Genomic DNA, 19,040 nt, shown 5'->3' with positions numbered 1-19,040 from the left:
GATCCAGGAATGTTGATAGTTTGTTGCTGGTTTAATAACCCCATATCTAAAGCAATAAATAAGTAGGAGTGCATAAAATAGGGGTCCTAGTGGAGAATCAAATTTAAAATTGCCAAATATTTTTGATTCTACAAACATGCTTGGTGGTGTGTTTTTCAGCCCCATTTAATTTAATATATGATTGAAAAATTCTGCAATATTTTTCATTTTTATAATAAGTACTTACTACTCTTACTTTGCCAGAAGATAGCCTTTCTCCATTGTGCCAAGAAACTATCTCGCCATTAGATGTATTATTCAAGGCAACTTGTATAGAATTTGTGTGTAAGTCTATTTCTTTTTTATTTAAATTAAATCTAAGATAATTACTTATATCTAATGCTAAAAATAGAATTGCAGCACTTGGTGAGCCAGAAGAATAAGCATTAGTGATAGACCCCGAACTTTCATAATCTAATATTTTTTTATCTATTTTAGTTTGATTTGTATTAGTGCAGCTAGATAATATTAATATAGCAGCAATCAATAAAAATATTTTTTTAAAAAAAATTATTATAAAAAACTTTTTTTTCAAAAAATTTATTAAAAACATTAAGCTAATTACACCAATCATCTTTTTTAATTAAAATAGGAATTTGTTTGCTACAACGACTAAAAGTTCTATTAGGGTGAAGGCTTTGCGGTTTACTTGCTGCACCACTGACTCCAACTATCTAATAAAAAAATACTATTTTCATGGTCTTTATGAGTCTTGGCCCATAATACCATTTTTTTATATCCACCCTTACCACCTGAATTTCTACAGTCTGTTTCGTCAAGTCTTAACCTACCATTGACAGTATCACCACCACTACCTGTTCTAATAATTGAGTCTGCATTGTTATCATATGGATTTTTAAATCCCATTTTAAGAAAATGACTCCTAAATGTTTCTGCCATTTTGATTACATTTGTTTGATTATTAATTGCATCACAGTCAATAATATTTCCAGCGCTAATTTTAATACTACCACTCTGAATTCCACAAAGAGCAAAGGTATGATCTATAAACTTTGAGGCCATTTTGTAATTTTGTAATGTTGCGGCTCTTTTTGCGCTCTGAGTATACCCATTATAAGCAACCACTCCTACTGCAGCTAGAATACCTATGATTGCGACAACAACTAAAAGTTCTATTAAAGTAAATCCTTTTTTTTTAATATTATTTTTCATTAAATATTTATAATTAATTTATATATTTTTCTGCACCAGGCCAATCCCAATAATTAAAACCCCAATACCCCCAATTCATTTTGCATGCAGTTAAAGTTTTTGATCTTGCTTTTTTCCCTATGTATAAAAGAACTTGAAAATCACGACAGATACTAGAATTAATTTGATAAGTAAAAATAGGTCTAACCTTACCGCCAGCATCTCTTGACTTGCTGTACCAGCTTACAACTTCAAAATCTTTCATATGCTTTATTGCCATGTAAACAGCAGCCTTATGTTGTTTAGTCTCTTTACTATTAAAGAAGGGTGGAGAAAAAAACCTAAAATCTAAAAATTGTCTTAAGTTCCAGCCTGAACCATTACCCGAAGTTATATATTGAGCATCTGGAATAAAGAAATCTGGTGTTGGGAGTTTTCTTTCTTTTTTAATCTTATTTATATCAACTTTTTGAGGATGAACCCCAACACAGTTAATTAATAATAAACTACTCAATACCAGAATAATTTGGAATAATCTCATAACCTCCATCCAGTTTATGACAAGCAAGAGTTCTATATTCTACTGGTGTATAGCCCTCCATACCTGTCCAAGTATAATATTTACAGTCATCTGCTATACCTGCATCTTGTAAAAAGTCTTTAACACCATCATCACATTCAACTATCTCTTCATTTTTTTCACTTATGGTGTTTCCATTTTCATCAACAGTTCTAATTAAGGTAGTTTTGATATCACAATATTGATTTTCCTGGTTTACAGAATGAGCCTCATCGTTGTAAGCGAACCAAACAATAAAACCTAAAATTAAGATTATTATATTTTTAGTCAAGGTTACTTAGAACCTCCTTAACTTTTAATTTTAATTTATTAGGTCTTTTGTTAGCAAGGGCTAGTTTTTTTTCAGTTTTAATATCGCTTATAATAACCTCAACATCTTCTTTCGAAACCTTAACTTTTACATAAGCTCGATAAGATTTGTGATGAGTGAAGAATATTTCAACTTGTTCAACAATATAATTTTTTACTATAGTATCACCTACAATGTTAACGATAGTATCTTCAGCCTGGCCTGTTATATTGTTATCTTCATCAATACCAACTTCCTCTTTATTAATACTTGTTTGATTGTTCATTTTACCGTTAATACGATCAGCTAGCTTAGCTTTAGCTAAAAGTGTTGATTTCTTAACAGCTAATTCAAGGTCTGGTGAAACGCTAGATGCCGTTTCATACATCCAGTTTTTGTCTTCACGCTTATACTTTATGTACCATTTAGGTGTTTTAGTTAATTCACCATTTTTAGTAATGTCTTTTTTAACTGTATAAGTTGAACATTGATTTAAAAGTAAACTAGTTAATAAGAACACTGAAATATAAAAAAGTTTCTTAATCATTAATTAACCTCCAAGTTTGGTAAGTCTGAAAAAAAACCTGTTAATTTATTTTCAGTTACTCGTTTATCTTTATCGCTAAGTTTTTTTGCTTCAGACCAGTTTTTGATCTTATAATTTTCATTTATTTGATCATTATTTTTAAAGCACGAAGTAATAGTGTTAAATTTTTGGCTTAATCTATCTATTATATTTTCGTAAGCAAAAAATGACTGAACAACTATAAAGAATATTAAAAAACTTATTATTGTATTTGTCTTTTTTTTGGATATTTCCGTCTTTTGTTTGTTGTTTTTCATATTTTTATAATTGCACGAATTCCTATTACGTCAACCGAGGGAGCAGTGAAATGTTTACAAATGAATTTCACCTATGTAAGATAAAAGCATGTCAGGTTATTCTAGAAAATTAATTTCATTAGAAGGTGCACTTAAAGAGATTATTAAAGATTTAAAAAGTGAAGCCTTAAAAGATGTGACTGGTAAAACTGAATCTCATTTTAGAAAATGTAGTGATGAAAATGATACACAAGATATTCATCATATCGACTCCATTAAAATAGATATAGAATGCTTAAAAAGAGGCCTGGGTAGTCCCATGCTTACTGCTCATGAAGATATGCTGGAAGCTACTAATCCTGAATATAAAAATTTAGATAATGCATCAAATACGCTGATAAATATTGGAGCAAAGATAGGTAGATTAATGGAAACTACTCAAAAAGCAATTAACCCTGAAGGTGAAAGTGGTCAAAAAATATCAGAGACTGAAAAAAAACATATTAGTAAAGCCCTTAATGATGTTGAGGACAAAATTTTAGAGTTAAAATTAATTATTGAAAGAGCTAATAAGCTTAGTGAAAAGTAGCACCTAACATTTCACCCCTATCCCAGTTGACGTAATAGAAAAGTATGAGATTGTTAGATCATGCTAATAAATCATAATCATCAAAAAAAGGAAGTAATATTGAATACAAATGAAACTATAATGAAGACCAAGACTGAAAAGGTTGTTAAGATTAACCCCATGAAAGAAAAAACTGAGATGTTTAATTTTTCACCAAGTGAATTTGCATTTGGTTTTGAATCTTGCAAAAGATGTTATTATGATAAAAAAGTAAATAACATTGTACTTAAAGTACCTTTTCCTGGAATTTTTTCTAAATTTGATAGTTTACAAAAAAACTTCTATCACGGTAAGTCAAGTAAGACACTTAGTGATACACTTGAAGAAGGTGAAATTGTAGGTGATTTTAATAAAATGTTAAGATCTGAAGTCTTATATGATCTTAAAGACAGGCCCTTTACTATGAGTGGTAAAATTGATGCTTATATCAAACATAAAGACTCATTCACTATAGTAGACTTTAAAACAACAAAGATTGGTGAGAATAAAATTGATGCTTATGCAACACAGCTTCAAAGTTATGCATTAATGATGGAAAAACCTAAGGAGGGTAGCCTAAAATTAACTCCAATAAAACGATTAGGTATTTTTTGTTTTGAACCAAGTGATATTTCAAAAGCAGAAGGAAAAAATTGCAACATTCATATGGACACTCAATGGTTTGAGATACCAAGGGATGATAAAAATCTTCTAGCCTACATAACTAAAGTTCAGGATGTTATATACTCTAAAGAAACACCTGAGTCTGGTGAGACATGTGGAATATGTAATTTCAGAAAGGTGATGAAGTAATGAAAGGTAATGTACTTTCTCAATCTGAAACACGGGTAACAGAAGTTATTAGTTTTATTTTAGAGCAATATAGAAATGAAAAAGTTATTCATAATATTGAAGTAGCTTCTGAATTAATCTTGGTTGCAAGAATTCTTCATCAAAGACTTAAGATTTCTAATGGCAGCCAAATTAAAGAAGATAAATCTGTTCAAATTGCAAAAAGTGAGATTCTTAAAGAAATTAAAGATGATGAATATTATGGATTAATCAAGAATTTCATAAAAGATTATCGACAATTTAGAGATAAAACCTTAAGTTAAATTTTATATTAACTAAGCATCTATGTGGAAATTTATAAAGTACAGTTTTAATAAAGCCTTTGAAAAAAACTTATTAAATTTAATAATATTTTTTATAGCACTTAGTTTTATTGGTGTTCTTATTATATCCACTATTATTTTCGTTTTTCAAAAGATAGGGCTTTTATCTGAAAGTAATTTTTTTGTAGAAACCTTATGGCAAGGGTTTAATTTATTTTTTGACCAAAATGCAATTTTTGGCCTTGATGGTAGTAAAAATAATTTTTTCGATTTTTTATTAAAATTTAATATTACCATATTTGGTATTTTAATATTTTCTTCAATTATTGGTATTGTTACAAATTATATATCTGGAAGAATTGAATCGTTAAGATCAGGTAAAACTAAAATTGAAGAAGAAAATCATATTATCTTTTTTAATTTTTCCAGAAGATTAATTCCACTATTAACTGAGCTATGTAACGCTTATGTAAAAGAAAAGCAGTCTTTTGTCATTGTTAGTACAGAAGAGCCACTAATGGTGATGGAAAAAATAAACAATGTTATCAAGATCCCAAAAAATATAACGATAGTTGCTAGAAAGGGCTATGCCTGGCAAAAAAGTCTGCAAGATAGAATTAATTTAGAAAAAGCAAAACAAATTATTATTTTAAAACCAGATGTTGGAGAGACTTATAAAACAGAGTTAGATTGTGATGTTGAGGTTGGAAAAAGTTTAGCCTCATTACTTGCAAGTAAACATTGGGATATAAATCCATGTAAAGTTTTAGCTGAGTTTCATGATGAAAAGAGGGGTTTTTTATACCTATATTATTCAAGAGATATAATTGTAAATAAAATGAAAGAGCGGGGCAATACTTGGCAAGATCCTGATATTATAAGTTCTTCAAATTTAAAAAACACTCTATTAGCCCAATGTACAAATACACCTGATTTATCTGAAATTTATGACAACTTATTTGGTTATGAAGGATCAGAAGTTTATTTCATTGATCCTAATAATGAAAAATATTCTGATATCCTTAAAAAAAATCAAGGCAAAACGATTAAAGATTTAAATGCATTATGTGACAACATTATAGTCATTGGATTTTTTCAAGATGATCAAAGGCACAACTTGGCTTGGAATAAATTATTTGTTAATAGCCCAATAGACTTTCCATTATCAGACAACTTTGGAATTATCTGTGTTGCTAAAGATGAAGATCAAATAATTAATGAGCTAAATAATATAGAAAACCAAAGCAAAGAAGTTGCAGATATTTCACCTAATTTTAAAGAAGATAACAAAGATACTAAAATATCTATGTTTGATTATAGCAAAGAAGGTAACAATCTTTATCTAACTAAACTGATTAATTCAATTATAGACAGTAATTATTATAATAATCTTAAAAGTCTCAAAGTTTATAGAGATAAATTTGATGGAAGTTTAACTGATAAGCAGTTTCTACCAGCTGCACCTGATTACAAGATTAATAAAGATGAAGTAAATCACCCTATATTAGGAATTATATTTCATATTTTAAAAACTGAAGAAAAAAATAGATGTGGTTTTCAAATATATTCAATCAATAAACAATCATCTTTAAGTGAAAAATTAAGCTCTGGTGATGTTATTTTAAACGTAGCATCAAAGGTAGAAGCGGTAACCCTTAAAGGGAAATCTGAACTTGAGCTATCTTATAAGTCGGTACCAGGAGGTGTTCAGAAGAGATTTAAAGAAAAATTAATAAAATTAATTGATGAAAATAATGAAATTATTTTAATTATTAAAAAGTCTAATTCTAAAGAAATAGAATTTATTGAAATCACAAAAGATCAAATTTCAAAAGATCAACAACAAGTTCATCAATCATTTAAAGAAATACAATCTCAACGCCAAGAAATGATTAATAATCTTACTGACAATATAACTTTTGAAGAGAAAAACTTAGATGATGTAACAAACGAAATGAGCATAGGTACGGTGATGGAACATGAAAAAGATAATTGCTATATCTTCTTTAATGAAACTAACCAACAAATTCAAAAATTTAGAGAAAATCCTACAGAAGACCATGTAATGATTAATAACTTTGTTGGATTTTCAAACTTAAGATTAAATGACGGTAAAATGGCAGATCATTCAATGATTACAGAGATTAATGGTTATAGAAGTAAAAGAATATTAGAAGATTATAAAGAAAAGTACTTTAGTCCTTATATAGGTAACGATGTAATTGAGATGAACTCAATTGTTAGTAAATATTTAGCAGCAGGTACATTTGATATCAAAAATACAAAGTTAATTGATTTACTCTTTAGTAGAACGCACACTATTAAAGCCCACACATTAGTTGATAAACAGTTAACAGCTACATTCTGTGAATTAGAAAAATACTTTCAAAATAAAAATGAAACCTTAATTGGAATAATTGACTATGAATTTGATAAGGATCAAAGACGTAAAATTAAAAATATATCAATTAATCCTAAACAAACAGAAAATGTTAAATTAGATCAAGGAGATCGATTAATAACTATTGCAAACTTTAATGATTTAGAAATGGTAAATCAAAGTAGATATTTACACATATTATAATAAACCAATGACTAAGTATGACCTTAAAAATAAGCTAAGATTACAATTGAGTGACGATATGAGGGAATTTACGATTTTAAATAATCTAACTGAACAAGATGTAGTAAAAATTAGAGATGATAAATTAATACCTCAACCTCATCTTGGTTACTTAACTGCATTATTAAAAGATAAGAATTTTGAATTTTACAAGGAAGATAAATGACTGACAACAGAATTAAAGAATTTAAAAATTATTTGTTTAAATGGTTTCAAAACTTAGCAGATACTGCTGATGATTATATCTCTTAATGTTTAAAACTATCCCAAAGGTAAATTTTAAAGATCATTTCCAAGTTATTGAGGAAAAAAAATCTGGATATTATCCATTTAATTTACAACTTGAAGAAATAAAGAGACTTAATGGAGGTCAGTCTAAAGGTATTTACGCTATTTTTTTTAAAGATAAATTGGTCTACATAGGATTGCATCACGGAGAAGGTAATGTTGTGGATCGTTGGGAAAAACACATAAAAAGTTTTACATCTAGATTTTTACCTCTTAATTTTTTATCAGCTGATAAGACTAAATACCCTAATAAGAAAAATAGTGAGTTTACCAAATTTTATAAAAATCTTACTTTTAATAAATTAATTGACTATTATCTTAAAATTAAAAATAAAAATGATAATCAAAAAATGATAATAGAAAAAATATTATCAGATCATATTCAATTAAAAAAAAATGAGTTTAGAAATAAATATAAAAATATTCTTAGTAAGGACCATGAAATTTTTATATTTTTAGATAAAATTAAAATTATTGATAATAAAAAAATTATTCAATTATTAACCAGTGAAGGCTCAAATACTACAGTTAATAGATTAAAATTTTGTTTAGAAAATTGGGACGAGTTTAAAAAAAAAGATAATCAGAATATTCTAGATCATTTTGAATGCGTTTATTTCAGATATGTAGGTGATAAAAAACTTTCTAAAAAAATATTAAAAAATCAAGTAGAAGAAAAATGTATTAAAAATTTTAAACCTATAGCCAATGAGGAAATCAATGAAGAAAATTTAAATAATTATAAACAAATAATACCTTCAAATGACCATATAATTAAGATAAGCACATTCTTAAATAATCTTGAAATAAATGACAGATTTTAAAAATTAGAGGCTCAGGAGAGTGATGATTCCTTTGGAGAAGAGAGTTCTGATTTATCTTCCGATTTGGATTTTACTTTTGAAGATCCATAATAATTATCCAAAGTCTTCATCAGGAAATGTTTCTTTAAACCAATTTTCTACAGATTCAAAGAATTCATCATCATTTTGTATATAACCCCATATCATGCTAGGACTTACTGATTGTTCGGGTGGAAAATCACTTATTCCATCATCAGCCTCCTTAAGAGCTTTTTTATATTCTTCAGGGAATTTACCTTTTAAAAATTCAACAACCTTTTCCTCAGTACCGTCTGCATACATATCGTATTGTTCACAGAATTTATTAAACCTATCGTAATCTTTTGACATATTGAATCTTATTCACCTTTCTTTTGATCTTCACTTTCTCCTTCATATTCAAAAGTAGTTTCATAACCACCTTTTCTTTCCATCCACCAATCATCTTCTCGATCAGAGTATCCAAACTCCATGCAAAATTCATCGAATTTATCAAATTCTTCTCCAGAGGGTTTTTCACCTTGTGGCTCTAATCCACTAAAATTTTGTTTTTCTTGATGCGATATAATTTCTTTAAATCTTTCAACAGATTCAAAAGCTTTTATAATTTCTTCATCAGGAATATCATAAATAAACTTTGCAGAAACTTGATGCCATTCTGTTTTAAAAAACTTCATAATTAAAACTTAATATATCTAGTGAAATTTATCAATTAACATTTCACCCCTAGCTTGGTTGACGGATTAGGATTCTGATTTATGATTAAATTATGAAAACATATAAACCTAAAAAGATAAGATTTCCTAAACCTAAGCCTTATAAAAGAGGACGTTTACTTAAAAGTGGCTTAACTCAACATATGAAAGTTACATGCACAGGTAGAAGGTATTGGACACCCATAATAACTAAATTAGATCGTCCAGATTAATAAGTATTTTTTATAAAAAAAGTAATTCAATATGAAAAATAAAAGATCGAAATTAGAAAATAAACTTTATGATGTCATTTTTTTTAATGATGACAAGACAACAATGGAGTTTGTAATTAGAGTGTTAATGCAAATTTTTGGTACAGATCACTTTAAAGCAGAAAAGATCATGACAAGAGTTCATGAAGAAGGGAAAGGTATTGTTGGTTCTTATATACATGAAATTGCAGGACAAAGAAAATTGGAAACAGCAATACTCGCTGAACAAGAAAATTTTCCTCTAAAAGTATTAATTAAAAAACAGAAAGGAATTAAATATGAAAAATAAAAGATCAAAACTAGAGAGAAAACTTGATGAAATAAATCATACAATGGAACTAATAAGAACAGTAATACCAGCAGTTGTATTAGTAGTTCAAATAATTATTTTAACTAAGATTTAAATAATGTATATTATTTCATAATGGCTTTTGAATATAAAAAAATAGGAAAACTCCAAGATCATTTAGAGGTTGAGGCAACTGATTGGTTGGAAAGTTATATTAAAGATCTACACGGAGTTAATGATTCTATAGAACTAACCAAAGAACAAATAAGTGAAATCGATAAAGCAGCTGAAGATGAGAAATTAGATCAGTATGTTGCTTTGGCTTTAAGAAATATAGTTCAAGCTTGGTATGATGAGAATGAGCCTGACTCACTCTAAGTATTTAAAAGTTTAATATTATGGAAATGAAAGAATACGAATTCTATGTGACCTTACAAGATGGCAAAGGATTTAAAGTTATTCAAAAAGCAAGAACGATGTCAGAAGCTAAACAAGCTGTAGAAGGGCAATATTCTAATGCAAAGACTGTAATCCTTACCAGAGTACCTTCGTAGATAATCTATATAAAAGAATTAATTTATGTCCTCTGGGGGATTATTATGACCCAGGAATGTTGATAGTTTGTCAGTAGGTTTTTTCATTAATAGTCCTTAATCTTTAATCCATTTGATTAACGAATAGGAAAATTAGATAGGAATAAGTAGTGTTAGGGGATGGTAGGGGAAAGGTAGGATACTCAATTTAAAGCCGACTGATCCCACTTTCGTAAAAACCTAAGTACCTTTTAAACCCAGTAAAACGACGAGTTATGTATCTATCTTTTCTTATACTTAAACAACTCTACCACAGATCCAGAAAATTGATCTGTTTTTGATCTGTTTAACGATCGCATATTTAAAGGAATAAATAAGTAGGACCCAGATTATTCACTAGTTCTACAATCCAATATATATAAGCATTATAATGATTAGGACTTAAATTATCTTCAAAACTTAGTCTTTTATTATAATTTTCTTACCCAGAATTGGTACATGCCCCAAAAAGTATCAGGGTTTCTTTCCTCAAATTTATGCAAATTATTTAAAGAAGTATACTTTTTATCTTCTGGAAAATATTTCAAATATTTTTGTATGATTAATGGATTTTGAACAAAACCTAAAAATTCTAGATTAAAATTTTCAAGTATTTTAGAAATTTGTGGAATTGTAAAACGATGTTCTTGAATATGAAATAATAAATCTCTTACTGCAGATGTTGAATAAAAGTCTTCAGTGAGAATTACTTTTTGAATTAGTGAATTTACTTTTTTATCTATAACATCTTGTCGAAAATTTTTGATACTTTTATTTGTGTTTTTAAGATTTTTAATTTTAATCAATTCTCTTGTGTTAACTATATGTTGTCTTGCGGTGTTGCTATATAATCCCAATTTTAAGAAACCATGTGGTTCCAATACATCCAATAATACTTTAAGTCCGGCTATCGGATCTTTCATGTGATGAAGTGTTCCACCACATTCTATAATATCAAATTTTTTATTTAATTTATTTAATTGTAGAATATCAGCATGCATGTACTCAATATTTTTGTAACCCACTTCTTCTGTTTTTCTTTTAGCGTAAGCAAGACTTGATAAACTTAGATCTACAGCAAGTATATTTGAATTTTTATACCGTGTTGCTGAAATGGAATGACTACCAGTTCCACACCCTGCAATAAGAACATTGGGATTATTAAATTTATTATTTTGATCAATAAAGTTTGGTTTTATGTCTTGATTAATTATATCAAAAAAATATTGAGGAAATGTTTTGCGAGTTATTCTCCATCTGGGATAGGGATGCTCCTCATATTGTTCTTGTACTTTTTTAGACACTGGGTCAACAATTTGACCAAGAGATTTAATTGATTTTACTAATTCCTTTTCTTTTAAAGGCTCCTTAATTTGTAAAGTAATTAAATCATTAAATAAAATATTTGAAGATTTATGATCTAATAATTTTTGTATAATAATTTTTGAATTATTAAGAGGAATATAGCAAGCAAGAATTGCTACTTCTAATTCATTAACTTCCTTATTTTTTTCTATTTTATTTTTTAGTTTATTTACAAAATTAATTTCTTTTTCAGATTGAGTATAAATATATTCGTTTAACCAACATTGTTCAGCAAGCGAAATTATAAAAACTAAGTGTTCATTTAAAACATCTTTATTAGAATTTTCTAAATTAATAAGCATTTCACATCTAAGTTTGTTAAGTAATTTTTCCCAAAAAACATCTGCAAATAAAGATTTCTGTAGCATTAAGTGAAATAATTCTTCTTTTAAAAGATTTTGAATAACTTCATTTTTCAATAGCTTGCCTGTATTAACTATTTTCAATAGATTATTAGTCTCATTATCTGAAAGTAATAGTAGTCTTGCGTGAGTAGAAATACCTACAAGATCAATATTGTCTGATTTTGATATAAGTAAAATTAATTTTTTAAAACTAGCTTTATCTGCTTTAGATTTAAGGTTAAATTTATATAACTCCAATAAATAAGATAAAGAATTTATCGCAGTTATATTATTAGGATCAATTTTAAGTACTCTTTCATAACAGTTTACAGATTTTTGAATTTCTCCTAAGATATAAAATATTTTACCAAGATTATTATGTGTATTTAAATTATTAGGATTAATTGCAATTGCTTTTTCATAACAATTTTTTGCTTTTTCATTCTCTCCCAAGTTTTTAAATACTATACCAAGGTTATTATGTGCATCTGCATAATTAAGGTCTATTTCAATTGCTTTTTCATAGCAATTTTTTGCTTTTTCAAGTTCGCCTAAATCTAGATATATTACTCCAAGATTATAATATGAATTTTTATAATTAGGATCAATTTTGATTACTTTTTTAAAACAATTTATTGCATTTTGATTTTCTCCTAATTGATAAAATACTGCTCCAAGATTACTATGTGCATCTGCACATTTAGGGTTAATTTCAATGGCTTTTTCATAGAAATTCATTGCTCTTTGATGGTTACCTAGGTTTTTAAATATTGTTCCAAGATTACCAAGGGCTGCTGAATGATTGGGATCTATTTTTAAAACTTGATTATAGAGTTGTTGAGCAATATCAGTTTTATTTTCCTGATGATTTTTAACAGCAAGATTAAAAACTTCATCTATTGTTAAGTTTTTATTTTTGTCCATAAAATTATCTTAATATCATAAATCTTCAGGTTAATTAAATCTACACACTTTGAGTTAACAGGAGGATTTTTATGATCACTTATAACCTTTTTTTTTGAAAGGAATTATAATTGTTTATTTTTCTACAGTTCCAGATTGACATTTTACACAAGTAGGATGTAATTTTTCTAATCCATACATGCTTGCTCTGAGCTTATTTGAAGCTTTGTTTTTCATGACATCTTCAACAGAATGAGTATTTATATTACCGACTTTCAAAGTGGCATCATAATCAAGACAACATAAAGAAACATCACCATTCCACAAAACACCAAAATCTGTAAATGGATGAGGACAGAATTCTGCTTTTTCCTTAGGTTCTAGCTTATATTCATCACTTACTCTTGTATTAGCGAAGGTGAAAGCTCGCCAAAATTGTATCTTAATATTTCTTTGTAAAAAGTAAGAAACTTCTGCCGTGCCATCACCCAACCGGGTAAATGTTTTATCTGGGTTTATTTTTTGACGATTAAAAGGTGTTAAGCCTAACTCTTTTTCTGTATTTTCAGTAAAATTAGACCATTCATCATAATTTTCTTGAAGACTTTTAGGTGATTGTAAAACTTTTACTATTCCTTTTTTGTTTTCATTTGAAACCATTACTCTAAATATTATTTCATATTCAATTTTATCACCTCTTAAAATTTTCTTTAAATGTTCCTGAATTAATAATCTGAAGTTATCGACATATCTATCCCAGCTTAAACCAACCTCTCCACGAATTTTGTAAGTTTCTTCTGTTGGTGTCATTAGACTTGCCACAATCGTTCCTGAAATATTATCTAAAAGCTTAGGTACTCTTTTTTTAACCATAGTGCTACCATTTGTAGTGAGGGCAACACTTACATTTTTACTTTTTGCATAAGCCAGTATTTCATTTAACTTTGGATGCAACGTTGGTTCACCCATTAAATGTAAATTAATCGTAGGAACTATTTTTTTTTGTGAAATTTCATCAAGAATTTTTTTGACCAATGACATTTCCATATAACCATGAAGACGTGTTTGTGAGTCAGATGGACAAAACTCACAATGAAAATTACACTTATTTGTTAGTTCTAAAAAAAAAGAAGATGTAGCGGGTTGAAGCTCTTGTTTTTTTTCTTTAGATATTTCAAGATTAATGTCACTTCGATTTACTAGAGCTTTGTGATAATGTTCAACGGATTTTTTATGATTATAAATTAACTTATATACCTTTCCAAGATTATTATGTGCGTCAGCATAATTAGGATTAATTTCAATTGCTTTTTCATAACAGTTTTTTGCTTTTTGATTTTCTCCTAATTGATAAAATACTGTTCCAAGATTATTATGTGCGTCAGCATAATTAGGATTAATTTCAATTGCTTTTTCATAACAATTTTTTGCTTTTTGATTTTCTCCTAATTGATAAAATACTGTTCCAAGATTATAATGTGCATTTGCATGATTAGGGTTAATTTCAATTGCTTTTTCATAACAATTTTTTGCTTTTTGATTTTCTCCTAATTGATAAAATACTGCTCCAAGATTATTATATGCATCTTCATAATTAGGATTAATTTCAATTGCTTTTTCATAACAATTTTTTGCTTTTTGATTTTCTGTCAATAATTTAAAAATATTACCAAGATTATAATGAGCATCTTCATAATTAGGATTAATTTCAATTGCTTTTTCATAACAGTTTTTTGCTTTTTGATTTTCTCCTAATTGATAAAATACTGTTCCAAGATTATTATGTGCATCTTCATATTTAGGATTAATTTCAATTACTTTTTTATAGCAATTTTTTGCTTTTTGAAATTCTTGTGAATTTGCAAATATAAGAGCAATATTATTAAGAGCCTGTGAATGATTTGGTTCAATTTTCAAAACTTGATTGTAATAATTTGTAGCTTCTTTAAGTTTATTTTGTTGATGATTCTGATGAGCAAGAATAAAAATTTCTTTAACAGTTAAATTTTTAGTTTGGTCCATAAAATTATCTTAACATTATAAATCTTTAAGTTAATGAAATCTACACTCTTTGGATTAACTGGTGGATTATTATAACCCGGATTTGTTGCTAGTTTGTCAGTAGGTTTTTTCATCATTAGTCCTTAATCTTTAGATCATTTGTTTGATGATTAGGAAAATTAGATAGGAATAAGTAGTGTTAAGGGATGGTAGGGGGAAGGTAGGTTTTACAATTTAAAGCCGACTGATCCCACTTTCGTATTCTTTAGTACCATTTAAACCCAAGTAAAACGACGAGTTATGTATTTATCTTTTATTGTTTTAAGACAAGATTAGTTAACACACAGAAATATAGTAAGTAAATACATAAGTTTTATAATTCAATAAAGAAAGAGATAAATAATAGATAAAATTTATATATCTATTTATTAGTCAAGAGATGACTAAACCAATCTGCTACCAAAGAGGTAGGTATTATTAATCCTACGTCCTTCGTATTCATTTTTGAAATCTATTTCATCAGTTTCATGAAAATATGCTGAGTTAAACAAAACAGCTCTATTAAATTTGTAAGGCACATTAATACAGTTCGCGTTATTTTCTTTTAAAAATTTAAGAATTTTATTAGGATTCTTATTGTAATTATGAAAAGACCAATTATCTGGTGCTGGCTCATCATAAACTTTTAGTCCACCTGAATTTTTATTATTATTATACTCATCAGGGGTAATCCAGAAATTCAAATTATGAATTGCAAAGTCAGCATGAATATTAATTCCTTTGCCAAGTGTGGAGTCATATTTAAATCCCCAAAACTTTTCTAATTTGTGAGGACCAAATAATTTAGGTAACTTTTGTTGAAGATCAGTTGCAATTTGTAAATGGATTGGACTAATAAAACCTGAATCTGAGAAAGCACCAAGGTATTTATTATCATACTCTTTATACCAAACCTTTGATACTAAAGAAAATTCACGAAGCTCTATAAGAGCTTCATCTGATAAAAAATCATCAATGTACATTATTTGATTAGTACTATTTAAATATTCATCTTCAACATCCAACCATTTTTTATTTAGGTTAATACAGCTTCCAGAAATAGTTTTTGTTTGATAAGTATGATTTTTTTTAAAATAAGGTAACAATGAATTAATCTCATCATTATTTAAAAATATTTTTTTATTAAAGTCATTTTTCTCTTCTTTATTTTCTTTGCGTCCTAATATTTCATCACCAATTTTTATAAATTCATCAATCCCATCAATTTTATAATTCTTTGAATTAAGATAGTTTGCCTGTTCAATATCGTGTTTAAGCTTGAACAAAGGTATGCTTTGATCAATAAATCTATAATTTTTGTGAAATGTTTTTAAAGCTTCATTACTTTTGCTGATAGCTGTTTCAAAATCTGTCAATCGACTTACATAAAGATTTGCAATATTGCTTAAAGTATCAAATAAATCTGGATTAATCTCAATTGCTTTTTCATAACACTCTTTTGCTTTTTGATTTTCTCCTAATCTTTGAAATATTGCCCCAAGATTATTATGTGCATTTACATAACTAGGATTAATTTCAATTGTTTTTTCAAAACATTCTTTTGCTTTTTGATTTTCTCTTAATTCTTTAAATATTACCCCAAGATTATTAAGAGCATTTGCAAAATTAGGATCAATCTTAATTGCTTTTTCGTAACATTCTTTTGCTTTTTGATGTTCTCCTAATTCTTTAAATATATTACCAAAATTATAATGTGCATCTGCATGATTAGGATTAATCTTAATTACTTTTTCGTAACATTCTTTTGCTTTTTGATTTTCTCCCAATTCTTTAAATATATTACCAAGATTATAATGTGCATTTGCAAAATTAGGATCTATCTCTAATATTTTACTGTAAAAATTTTGAGCTTCTTTAATATTATTTTTTTGATGATTTTTAACAGCAAGTTCAAAGGCTTCTTTTGTAGTTAAATTTCTATTACTCATAATAATCTTTTTTATACTAATATTTGATTATTATAAATGTCAATTGAAGGGCGACTGATCCCACTTTCGTAAAACACTTGGTATCTTTTAAACCCTGTAAAACGACGAGTTATGTATCTATCTTCTATTGCCTTATGGAAACATTAACGCAGAATCCGGAAAATTCATTAGTAATTCATTAGTTCAATAACCCCATATCTAAAGCAATAAATAAGTAGGACCCTAAACAGATTGGGTTTTTGACTGTTTTTAGGACCACCTATACACCTTATCTCAAATGTGACTCCTAATAGTTTACACTATATAGCTTATTTCAGAGAGTTAAAGTGGCCGAAGTTGTTTCTAAATAAAAAATATTTCTGAAAAAATTACATCAAAAAATATTTTAGTGAAAAGCCTTGAAAAGAAAGTTAAGAACTAAATAATATTTATATTTTAAGGTTATTTTCTTTTAGATTTTTTAAAAAATAATACCGAAACATCTCCGCTGACTTGTCTAATAAAAACTGCCATCACAATCCAAATTAAAAAATATTCTCCATGAGTTATGGCATAAGTTTGGCTTGCAAAATAACTAGCAATAAAAATTAAACAGTAAATTGCTATAAGCGATAAGATTAAATAAACAAAAAAATTAATTACTGATGGAATTATACATCTTAATAGTTTCATAATTGTTATTTTAGGTTACTTGTTGGACCTCGAGCACTTCGGGAATATAATGTTTAAGTGTTTTTTCAATACCCGCTTTTAAAGTTAGGGCTGAACTTGGACAACCCGAACAAGCACCCTTCATCTGAAGATAGACAATACCGTTATCAAAACTTTGAAAAGTAATATCTCCACCGTCTCTTGCAACAGCAGGTCTTACTTGAGTATCTATTACTTTTTTTATTTGAATTACTGCTTCTGTATCTTCGGTAGTACTTGTGTCACCTGCATTATCTTGACCAGCAAGTATGAAAGCAGTCTCTGATTTATAACCCTCTCTAATAGTTTCAACAATTGAAGATTCGAGATATTGTCAATCATGATTGTCAGCTTTTGTTATTGAAATAAAATCAGAGCCAAAAAAAACTCCCTCGACACCATCAATTTTAAATAAATTTAAGGCGAATGGAGAGAATTTTGCTTCTTCGACATTACGAAAATCGGCCGTTTCCTTTTCCATTACAGTTTTACCTGGTAAAAATTTTAAGCTGGAAGGATTTGGAGTCGCTTCTGTTTGTATATTCATTAAAACAATATATTTAATTAATTACTTATAAAAATTTTATATTTTTTATAAGATTATTTCAATAAAATTGAGACGGTTTAAAGTATTTTTTATACGGGAAAAAGCATGGGAAGAAGGTTTGTTTAAATTTTCGAAATTATATTATTCTGCTAAATCATATTCAATAAATATATTTAACATAAAAGAAAATAAATGTTTTGAATAGGGTATTTGGAGATGGTATGATTTAAACAATCAATAAAGGAGGTCGATTATGAGCCTATCACCACCTGAAATTTAGCTGGTTGTGACTAAATAATAAAAGACTAACTAAGATCAAGAAAACATAAATCCATTATTATGGATTTTGGCGTAGACCGCCACTTATAGGGGAACTCTTTTGGGGTTTACCGAAAGGGTGACCCCCTTAAAATTAGAAAATATAATTTTAAAATAATTATGTCTACTATGATTTTAAAAAGTCTTAACATTAATTTGCATTATAAACTTAGTAAAATTACACAATACGTAGAGATTGTTTAATTGGAGTACGAAAAGATAAGCAAGATAATAAATTTATGGAGATTGTTCGAGGAATAAGATTTAAAAAATATTTAGAAGAAGAAGCTGAAAAAAAAAGAAATCAATTAGCAGAAAGTTCTGAGGAATCTAAAAGAAATAAAAAAGAACGAACTACATCAGAAAAACTCCAAGAGAAATTAGAACCATTATCACCTTGTCCAATGTCAGATGAATAAAAATTAATATGATAAATTGTTTTGTTCAGAGTGATCAAATAAATGAAAATAAAAGAAAAACACAAAGATCTTAAAAAAAAAGTAACTGTTGCTGAAAAACAAAGAAGCTCAAAAAGAGGACCTAAAAGTTGGTACGATTTAAGAATCTTAAAAAAGCTTAAATTAGCTATGAAAGATGAGCTGTCAAAAAAATAAATGGTGTTATTCTGTAATTCTTAATTAGCAACAAGTTGATAGAACAAAAATTAGAAGCTTGAACAAAATTAAAACCTATCTACGA

At 27.7% G+C, this 19,040-nt stretch carries 27 protein-coding genes and 1 pseudogene; 13 read left to right on the top strand and 15 right to left on the bottom strand.

Annotation, left to right across the window (positions count from 1 at the left end; all coding sequences use genetic code 11):
• Positions 1-103: 103 nt before the first annotated feature.
• Genes ABXT48_RS05525 through ABXT48_RS05495 form a run of 7 tightly spaced genes read right to left on the bottom strand, consistent with a single transcriptional unit; the run spans position 104 to position 2,903 of the window.
• Positions 104-574, bottom strand: coding sequence for a hypothetical protein (locus tag ABXT48_RS05525; RefSeq protein ID WP_415302796.1), 471 nt, complete (start codon positions 572-574; stop codon positions 104-106).
• 48 nt (positions 575-622) lie between these two features.
• The gene (locus ABXT48_RS05520) at positions 623-697 is read right to left on the bottom strand and encodes a prepilin-type N-terminal cleavage/methylation domain-containing protein (protein ID WP_415303363.1); all 75 of its coding nucleotides are present in this window, start codon (positions 695-697) and stop codon (positions 623-625) included.
• Positions 685-1,212, bottom strand: a complete 528-nt coding sequence (locus ABXT48_RS05515) for a type IV pilin protein (RefSeq protein WP_415302794.1) — start codon at positions 1,210-1,212, stop codon at positions 685-687. Before ABXT48_RS05515 ends, ABXT48_RS05520 begins: the two co-directional genes overlap by 13 nt.
• A 13-nt stretch (positions 1,213-1,225) precedes the next feature.
• The gene (locus tag ABXT48_RS05510) at positions 1,226-1,705 is read right to left on the bottom strand and encodes a hypothetical protein (protein WP_415302792.1); all 480 of its coding nucleotides are present in this window, start codon (positions 1,703-1,705) and stop codon (positions 1,226-1,228) included.
• Positions 1,698-2,042, bottom strand: a complete 345-nt coding sequence (locus ABXT48_RS05505; RefSeq protein WP_415302790.1) for a hypothetical protein — start codon at positions 2,040-2,042, stop codon at positions 1,698-1,700. The genes ABXT48_RS05510 and ABXT48_RS05505 overlap by 8 nt, the downstream gene beginning before the upstream one ends.
• Positions 2,035-2,607, bottom strand: coding sequence for a hypothetical protein (locus tag ABXT48_RS05500; RefSeq protein ID WP_415302788.1), 573 nt, complete (start codon positions 2,605-2,607; stop codon positions 2,035-2,037). Before ABXT48_RS05500 ends, ABXT48_RS05505 begins: the two co-directional genes overlap by 8 nt.
• Complete coding sequence (locus ABXT48_RS05495; protein WP_415302787.1) at positions 2,607-2,903, bottom strand: hypothetical protein; 297 nt, start codon at positions 2,901-2,903, stop codon at positions 2,607-2,609. The genes ABXT48_RS05500 and ABXT48_RS05495 overlap by 1 nt, the downstream gene beginning before the upstream one ends.
• Before the next feature lie 88 nt (positions 2,904-2,991).
• Between ABXT48_RS05495 and ABXT48_RS05490 the strand changes: the two genes are divergently transcribed.
• The 6 genes from ABXT48_RS05490 (at position 2,992) to ABXT48_RS05465 (ending at position 8,339) form a co-directional block, all read left to right on the top strand.
• On the top strand, positions 2,992-3,471 hold the full coding sequence (locus tag ABXT48_RS05490) for a hypothetical protein (RefSeq protein ID WP_415302785.1): 480 nt from the start codon (positions 2,992-2,994) through the stop codon (positions 3,469-3,471).
• Between the two features lie 60 nt (positions 3,472-3,531).
• On the top strand, positions 3,532-4,302 hold the full coding sequence (locus ABXT48_RS05485) for a PD-(D/E)XK nuclease family protein (protein ID WP_415302783.1): 771 nt from the start codon (positions 3,532-3,534) through the stop codon (positions 4,300-4,302).
• The gene (locus ABXT48_RS05480; RefSeq protein ID WP_415302780.1) at positions 4,302-4,604 is read left to right on the top strand and encodes a hypothetical protein; all 303 of its coding nucleotides are present in this window, start codon (positions 4,302-4,304) and stop codon (positions 4,602-4,604) included. Before ABXT48_RS05485 ends, ABXT48_RS05480 begins: the two co-directional genes overlap by 1 nt.
• Positions 4,605-4,626: 22 nt before the next feature.
• Complete coding sequence (locus ABXT48_RS05475) at positions 4,627-7,188, top strand: hypothetical protein (protein ID WP_415302777.1); 2,562 nt, start codon at positions 4,627-4,629, stop codon at positions 7,186-7,188.
• A gap of 7 nt (positions 7,189-7,195) precedes the next feature.
• Positions 7,196-7,393 (top strand): hypothetical protein, encoded by a 198-nt coding sequence (locus tag ABXT48_RS05470; RefSeq protein WP_415302775.1) that lies wholly within the window; start codon positions 7,196-7,198, stop codon positions 7,391-7,393.
• Between the two features lie 85 nt (positions 7,394-7,478).
• Positions 7,479-8,339 (top strand): hypothetical protein, encoded by an 861-nt coding sequence (locus tag ABXT48_RS05465; protein ID WP_415302774.1) that lies wholly within the window; start codon positions 7,479-7,481, stop codon positions 8,337-8,339.
• A gap of 93 nt (positions 8,340-8,432) precedes the next feature.
• Here the strand turns inward: ABXT48_RS05465 and ABXT48_RS05460 are convergent, their stop codons facing one another.
• Both ABXT48_RS05460 and ABXT48_RS05455 read right to left on the bottom strand, forming a co-directional pair.
• Entirely contained in the window at positions 8,433-8,708 is a 276-nt protein-coding gene (locus ABXT48_RS05460) for a hypothetical protein (RefSeq protein ID WP_415302772.1), read from the bottom strand.
• Positions 8,709-8,716: 8 nt separating this feature from the next.
• Entirely contained in the window at positions 8,717-9,034 is a 318-nt protein-coding gene (locus tag ABXT48_RS05455) for a hypothetical protein (protein WP_415302770.1), read from the bottom strand.
• A 92-nt stretch (positions 9,035-9,126) separates the two neighbouring features.
• Between ABXT48_RS05455 and ABXT48_RS05450 the strand changes: the two genes are divergently transcribed.
• Genes ABXT48_RS05450 through ABXT48_RS05430 form a run of 5 tightly spaced genes read left to right on the top strand, consistent with a single transcriptional unit; the run spans position 9,127 to position 10,167 of the window.
• On the top strand, positions 9,127-9,285 hold the full coding sequence (locus ABXT48_RS05450; RefSeq protein WP_415302768.1) for a hypothetical protein: 159 nt from the start codon (positions 9,127-9,129) through the stop codon (positions 9,283-9,285).
• 31 nt (positions 9,286-9,316) lie between these two features.
• A complete protein-coding gene (locus ABXT48_RS05445) occupies positions 9,317-9,613 on the top strand; it encodes an ATP-dependent Clp protease adaptor ClpS (protein ID WP_415302767.1) in 297 nt (98 codons plus the stop codon).
• Positions 9,603-9,728 (top strand): hypothetical protein, encoded by a 126-nt coding sequence (locus ABXT48_RS05440; RefSeq protein WP_415302765.1) that lies wholly within the window; start codon positions 9,603-9,605, stop codon positions 9,726-9,728. The genes ABXT48_RS05445 and ABXT48_RS05440 overlap by 11 nt, the downstream gene beginning before the upstream one ends.
• Positions 9,729-9,748: 20 nt before the next feature.
• Entirely contained in the window at positions 9,749-9,991 is a 243-nt protein-coding gene (locus ABXT48_RS05435; RefSeq protein WP_415302763.1) for a hypothetical protein, read from the top strand.
• A gap of 26 nt (positions 9,992-10,017) precedes the next feature.
• Positions 10,018-10,167, top strand: a complete 150-nt coding sequence (locus tag ABXT48_RS05430) for a hypothetical protein (RefSeq protein WP_415302762.1) — start codon at positions 10,018-10,020, stop codon at positions 10,165-10,167.
• A gap of 449 nt (positions 10,168-10,616) precedes the next feature.
• On the opposite strand, the gene ABXT48_RS05425 is transcribed toward ABXT48_RS05430, so the two are convergent.
• The 6 genes and pseudogenes from ABXT48_RS05425 to ABXT48_RS05400 all read right to left on the bottom strand — a co-directional run bounded on the left by ABXT48_RS05425 (position 10,617) and on the right by ABXT48_RS05400 (position 18,023).
• Positions 10,617-12,818, bottom strand: a complete 2,202-nt coding sequence (locus tag ABXT48_RS05425; protein ID WP_415302760.1) for a tetratricopeptide repeat protein — start codon at positions 12,816-12,818, stop codon at positions 10,617-10,619.
• Between the two features lie 114 nt (positions 12,819-12,932).
• Entirely contained in the window at positions 12,933-14,819 is a 1,887-nt protein-coding gene (locus tag ABXT48_RS05420) for a tetratricopeptide repeat protein (RefSeq protein ID WP_415285990.1), read from the bottom strand.
• Positions 14,798-14,935: a hypothetical protein gene (locus tag ABXT48_RS05415; protein WP_415302758.1), complete on the bottom strand. Its 138-nt coding sequence runs from the start codon at positions 14,933-14,935 to the stop codon at positions 14,798-14,800. The genes ABXT48_RS05420 and ABXT48_RS05415 overlap by 22 nt, the downstream gene beginning before the upstream one ends.
• A 306-nt stretch (positions 14,936-15,241) precedes the next feature.
• A complete protein-coding gene (locus ABXT48_RS05410) occupies positions 15,242-16,786 on the bottom strand; it encodes a tetratricopeptide repeat protein (protein WP_415302756.1) in 1,545 nt (514 codons plus the stop codon).
• 441 nt (positions 16,787-17,227) lie between these two features.
• Positions 17,228-17,458, bottom strand: a complete 231-nt coding sequence (locus ABXT48_RS05405; RefSeq protein WP_415285988.1) for a hypothetical protein — start codon at positions 17,456-17,458, stop codon at positions 17,228-17,230.
• Between the two features lie 10 nt (positions 17,459-17,468).
• Positions 17,469-18,023, bottom strand: a pseudogene (locus tag ABXT48_RS05400) (NifU family protein).
• A gap of 557 nt (positions 18,024-18,580) precedes the next feature.
• Here ABXT48_RS05400 and ABXT48_RS05395 point away from each other — a divergent pair.
• Positions 18,581-18,760 carry a hypothetical protein gene (locus ABXT48_RS05395; protein WP_415285985.1) on the top strand — a complete coding sequence of 60 codons (180 nt, stop codon included), beginning with the start codon at positions 18,581-18,583 and terminating at the stop codon, positions 18,758-18,760.
• Between the two features lie 42 nt (positions 18,761-18,802).
• Positions 18,803-18,955 (top strand): hypothetical protein, encoded by a 153-nt coding sequence (locus ABXT48_RS05390; RefSeq protein WP_415302755.1) that lies wholly within the window; start codon positions 18,803-18,805, stop codon positions 18,953-18,955.
• Positions 18,956-19,040: the final 85 nt, after the last annotated feature.

Origin of the sequence: Candidatus Pelagibacter sp. Uisw_101, from assembly GCF_047727615.1 — a bacterium.
Lineage (GTDB): Bacteria > Pseudomonadota > Alphaproteobacteria > Pelagibacterales > Pelagibacteraceae > Pelagibacter.
This window is presented reverse-complemented; position numbering and strand designations above follow the sequence as displayed.

Bases quoted from the DNA above. Each gene is read 5' to 3' on its own strand.
- ABXT48_RS05515 (WP_415302794.1), bottom strand. From the start codon at position 1,212: ATGAAAAATAATATTAAAAAAAAAGGATTTACTTTAATAGAACTTTTA.
- ABXT48_RS05500 (WP_415302788.1), bottom strand. From the start codon at position 2,607: ATGATTAAGAAACTTTTTTATATTTCAGTGTTCTTATTAACTAGTTTA.
- ABXT48_RS05495 (WP_415302787.1), bottom strand. From the start codon at position 2,903: ATGAAAAACAACAAACAAAAGACGGAAATATCCAAAAAAAAGACAAAT.
- ABXT48_RS05490 (WP_415302785.1), top strand. From the start codon at position 2,992: ATGTCAGGTTATTCTAGAAAATTAATTTCATTAGAAGGTGCACTTAAA.
- ABXT48_RS05485 (WP_415302783.1), top strand. From the start codon at position 3,532: ATGCTAATAAATCATAATCATCAAAAAAAGGAAGTAATATTGAATACA.
- ABXT48_RS05480 (WP_415302780.1), top strand. From the start codon at position 4,302: ATGAAAGGTAATGTACTTTCTCAATCTGAAACACGGGTAACAGAAGTT.
- ABXT48_RS05475 (WP_415302777.1), top strand. From the start codon at position 4,627: ATGTGGAAATTTATAAAGTACAGTTTTAATAAAGCCTTTGAAAAAAAC.
- ABXT48_RS05470 (WP_415302775.1), top strand. From the start codon at position 7,196: ATGACTAAGTATGACCTTAAAAATAAGCTAAGATTACAATTGAGTGAC.
- ABXT48_RS05465 (WP_415302774.1), top strand. From the start codon at position 7,479: ATGTTTAAAACTATCCCAAAGGTAAATTTTAAAGATCATTTCCAAGTT.
- ABXT48_RS05460 (WP_415302772.1), bottom strand. From the start codon at position 8,708: ATGTCAAAAGATTACGATAGGTTTAATAAATTCTGTGAACAATACGAT.
- ABXT48_RS05455 (WP_415302770.1), bottom strand. From the start codon at position 9,034: ATGAAGTTTTTTAAAACAGAATGGCATCAAGTTTCTGCAAAGTTTATT.
- ABXT48_RS05450 (WP_415302768.1), top strand. From the start codon at position 9,127: ATGAAAACATATAAACCTAAAAAGATAAGATTTCCTAAACCTAAGCCT.
- ABXT48_RS05445 (WP_415302767.1), top strand. From the start codon at position 9,317: ATGAAAAATAAAAGATCGAAATTAGAAAATAAACTTTATGATGTCATT.
- ABXT48_RS05440 (WP_415302765.1), top strand. From the start codon at position 9,603: ATGAAAAATAAAAGATCAAAACTAGAGAGAAAACTTGATGAAATAAAT.
- ABXT48_RS05435 (WP_415302763.1), top strand. From the start codon at position 9,749: ATGGCTTTTGAATATAAAAAAATAGGAAAACTCCAAGATCATTTAGAG.
- ABXT48_RS05430 (WP_415302762.1), top strand. From the start codon at position 10,018: ATGAAAGAATACGAATTCTATGTGACCTTACAAGATGGCAAAGGATTT.
- ABXT48_RS05425 (WP_415302760.1), bottom strand. From the start codon at position 12,818: ATGGACAAAAATAAAAACTTAACAATAGATGAAGTTTTTAATCTTGCT.
- ABXT48_RS05420 (WP_415285990.1), bottom strand. From the start codon at position 14,819: ATGGACCAAACTAAAAATTTAACTGTTAAAGAAATTTTTATTCTTGCT.
- ABXT48_RS05415 (WP_415302758.1), bottom strand. From the start codon at position 14,935: ATGATGAAAAAACCTACTGACAAACTAGCAACAAATCCGGGTTATAAT.
- ABXT48_RS05410 (WP_415302756.1), bottom strand. From the start codon at position 16,786: ATGAGTAATAGAAATTTAACTACAAAAGAAGCCTTTGAACTTGCTGTT.
- ABXT48_RS05405 (WP_415285988.1), bottom strand. From the start codon at position 17,458: ATGAAACTATTAAGATGTATAATTCCATCAGTAATTAATTTTTTTGTT.
- ABXT48_RS05395 (WP_415285985.1), top strand. From the start codon at position 18,581: ATGGAGATTGTTCGAGGAATAAGATTTAAAAAATATTTAGAAGAAGAA.
- ABXT48_RS05390 (WP_415302755.1), top strand. From the start codon at position 18,803: ATGAAAATAAAAGAAAAACACAAAGATCTTAAAAAAAAAGTAACTGTT.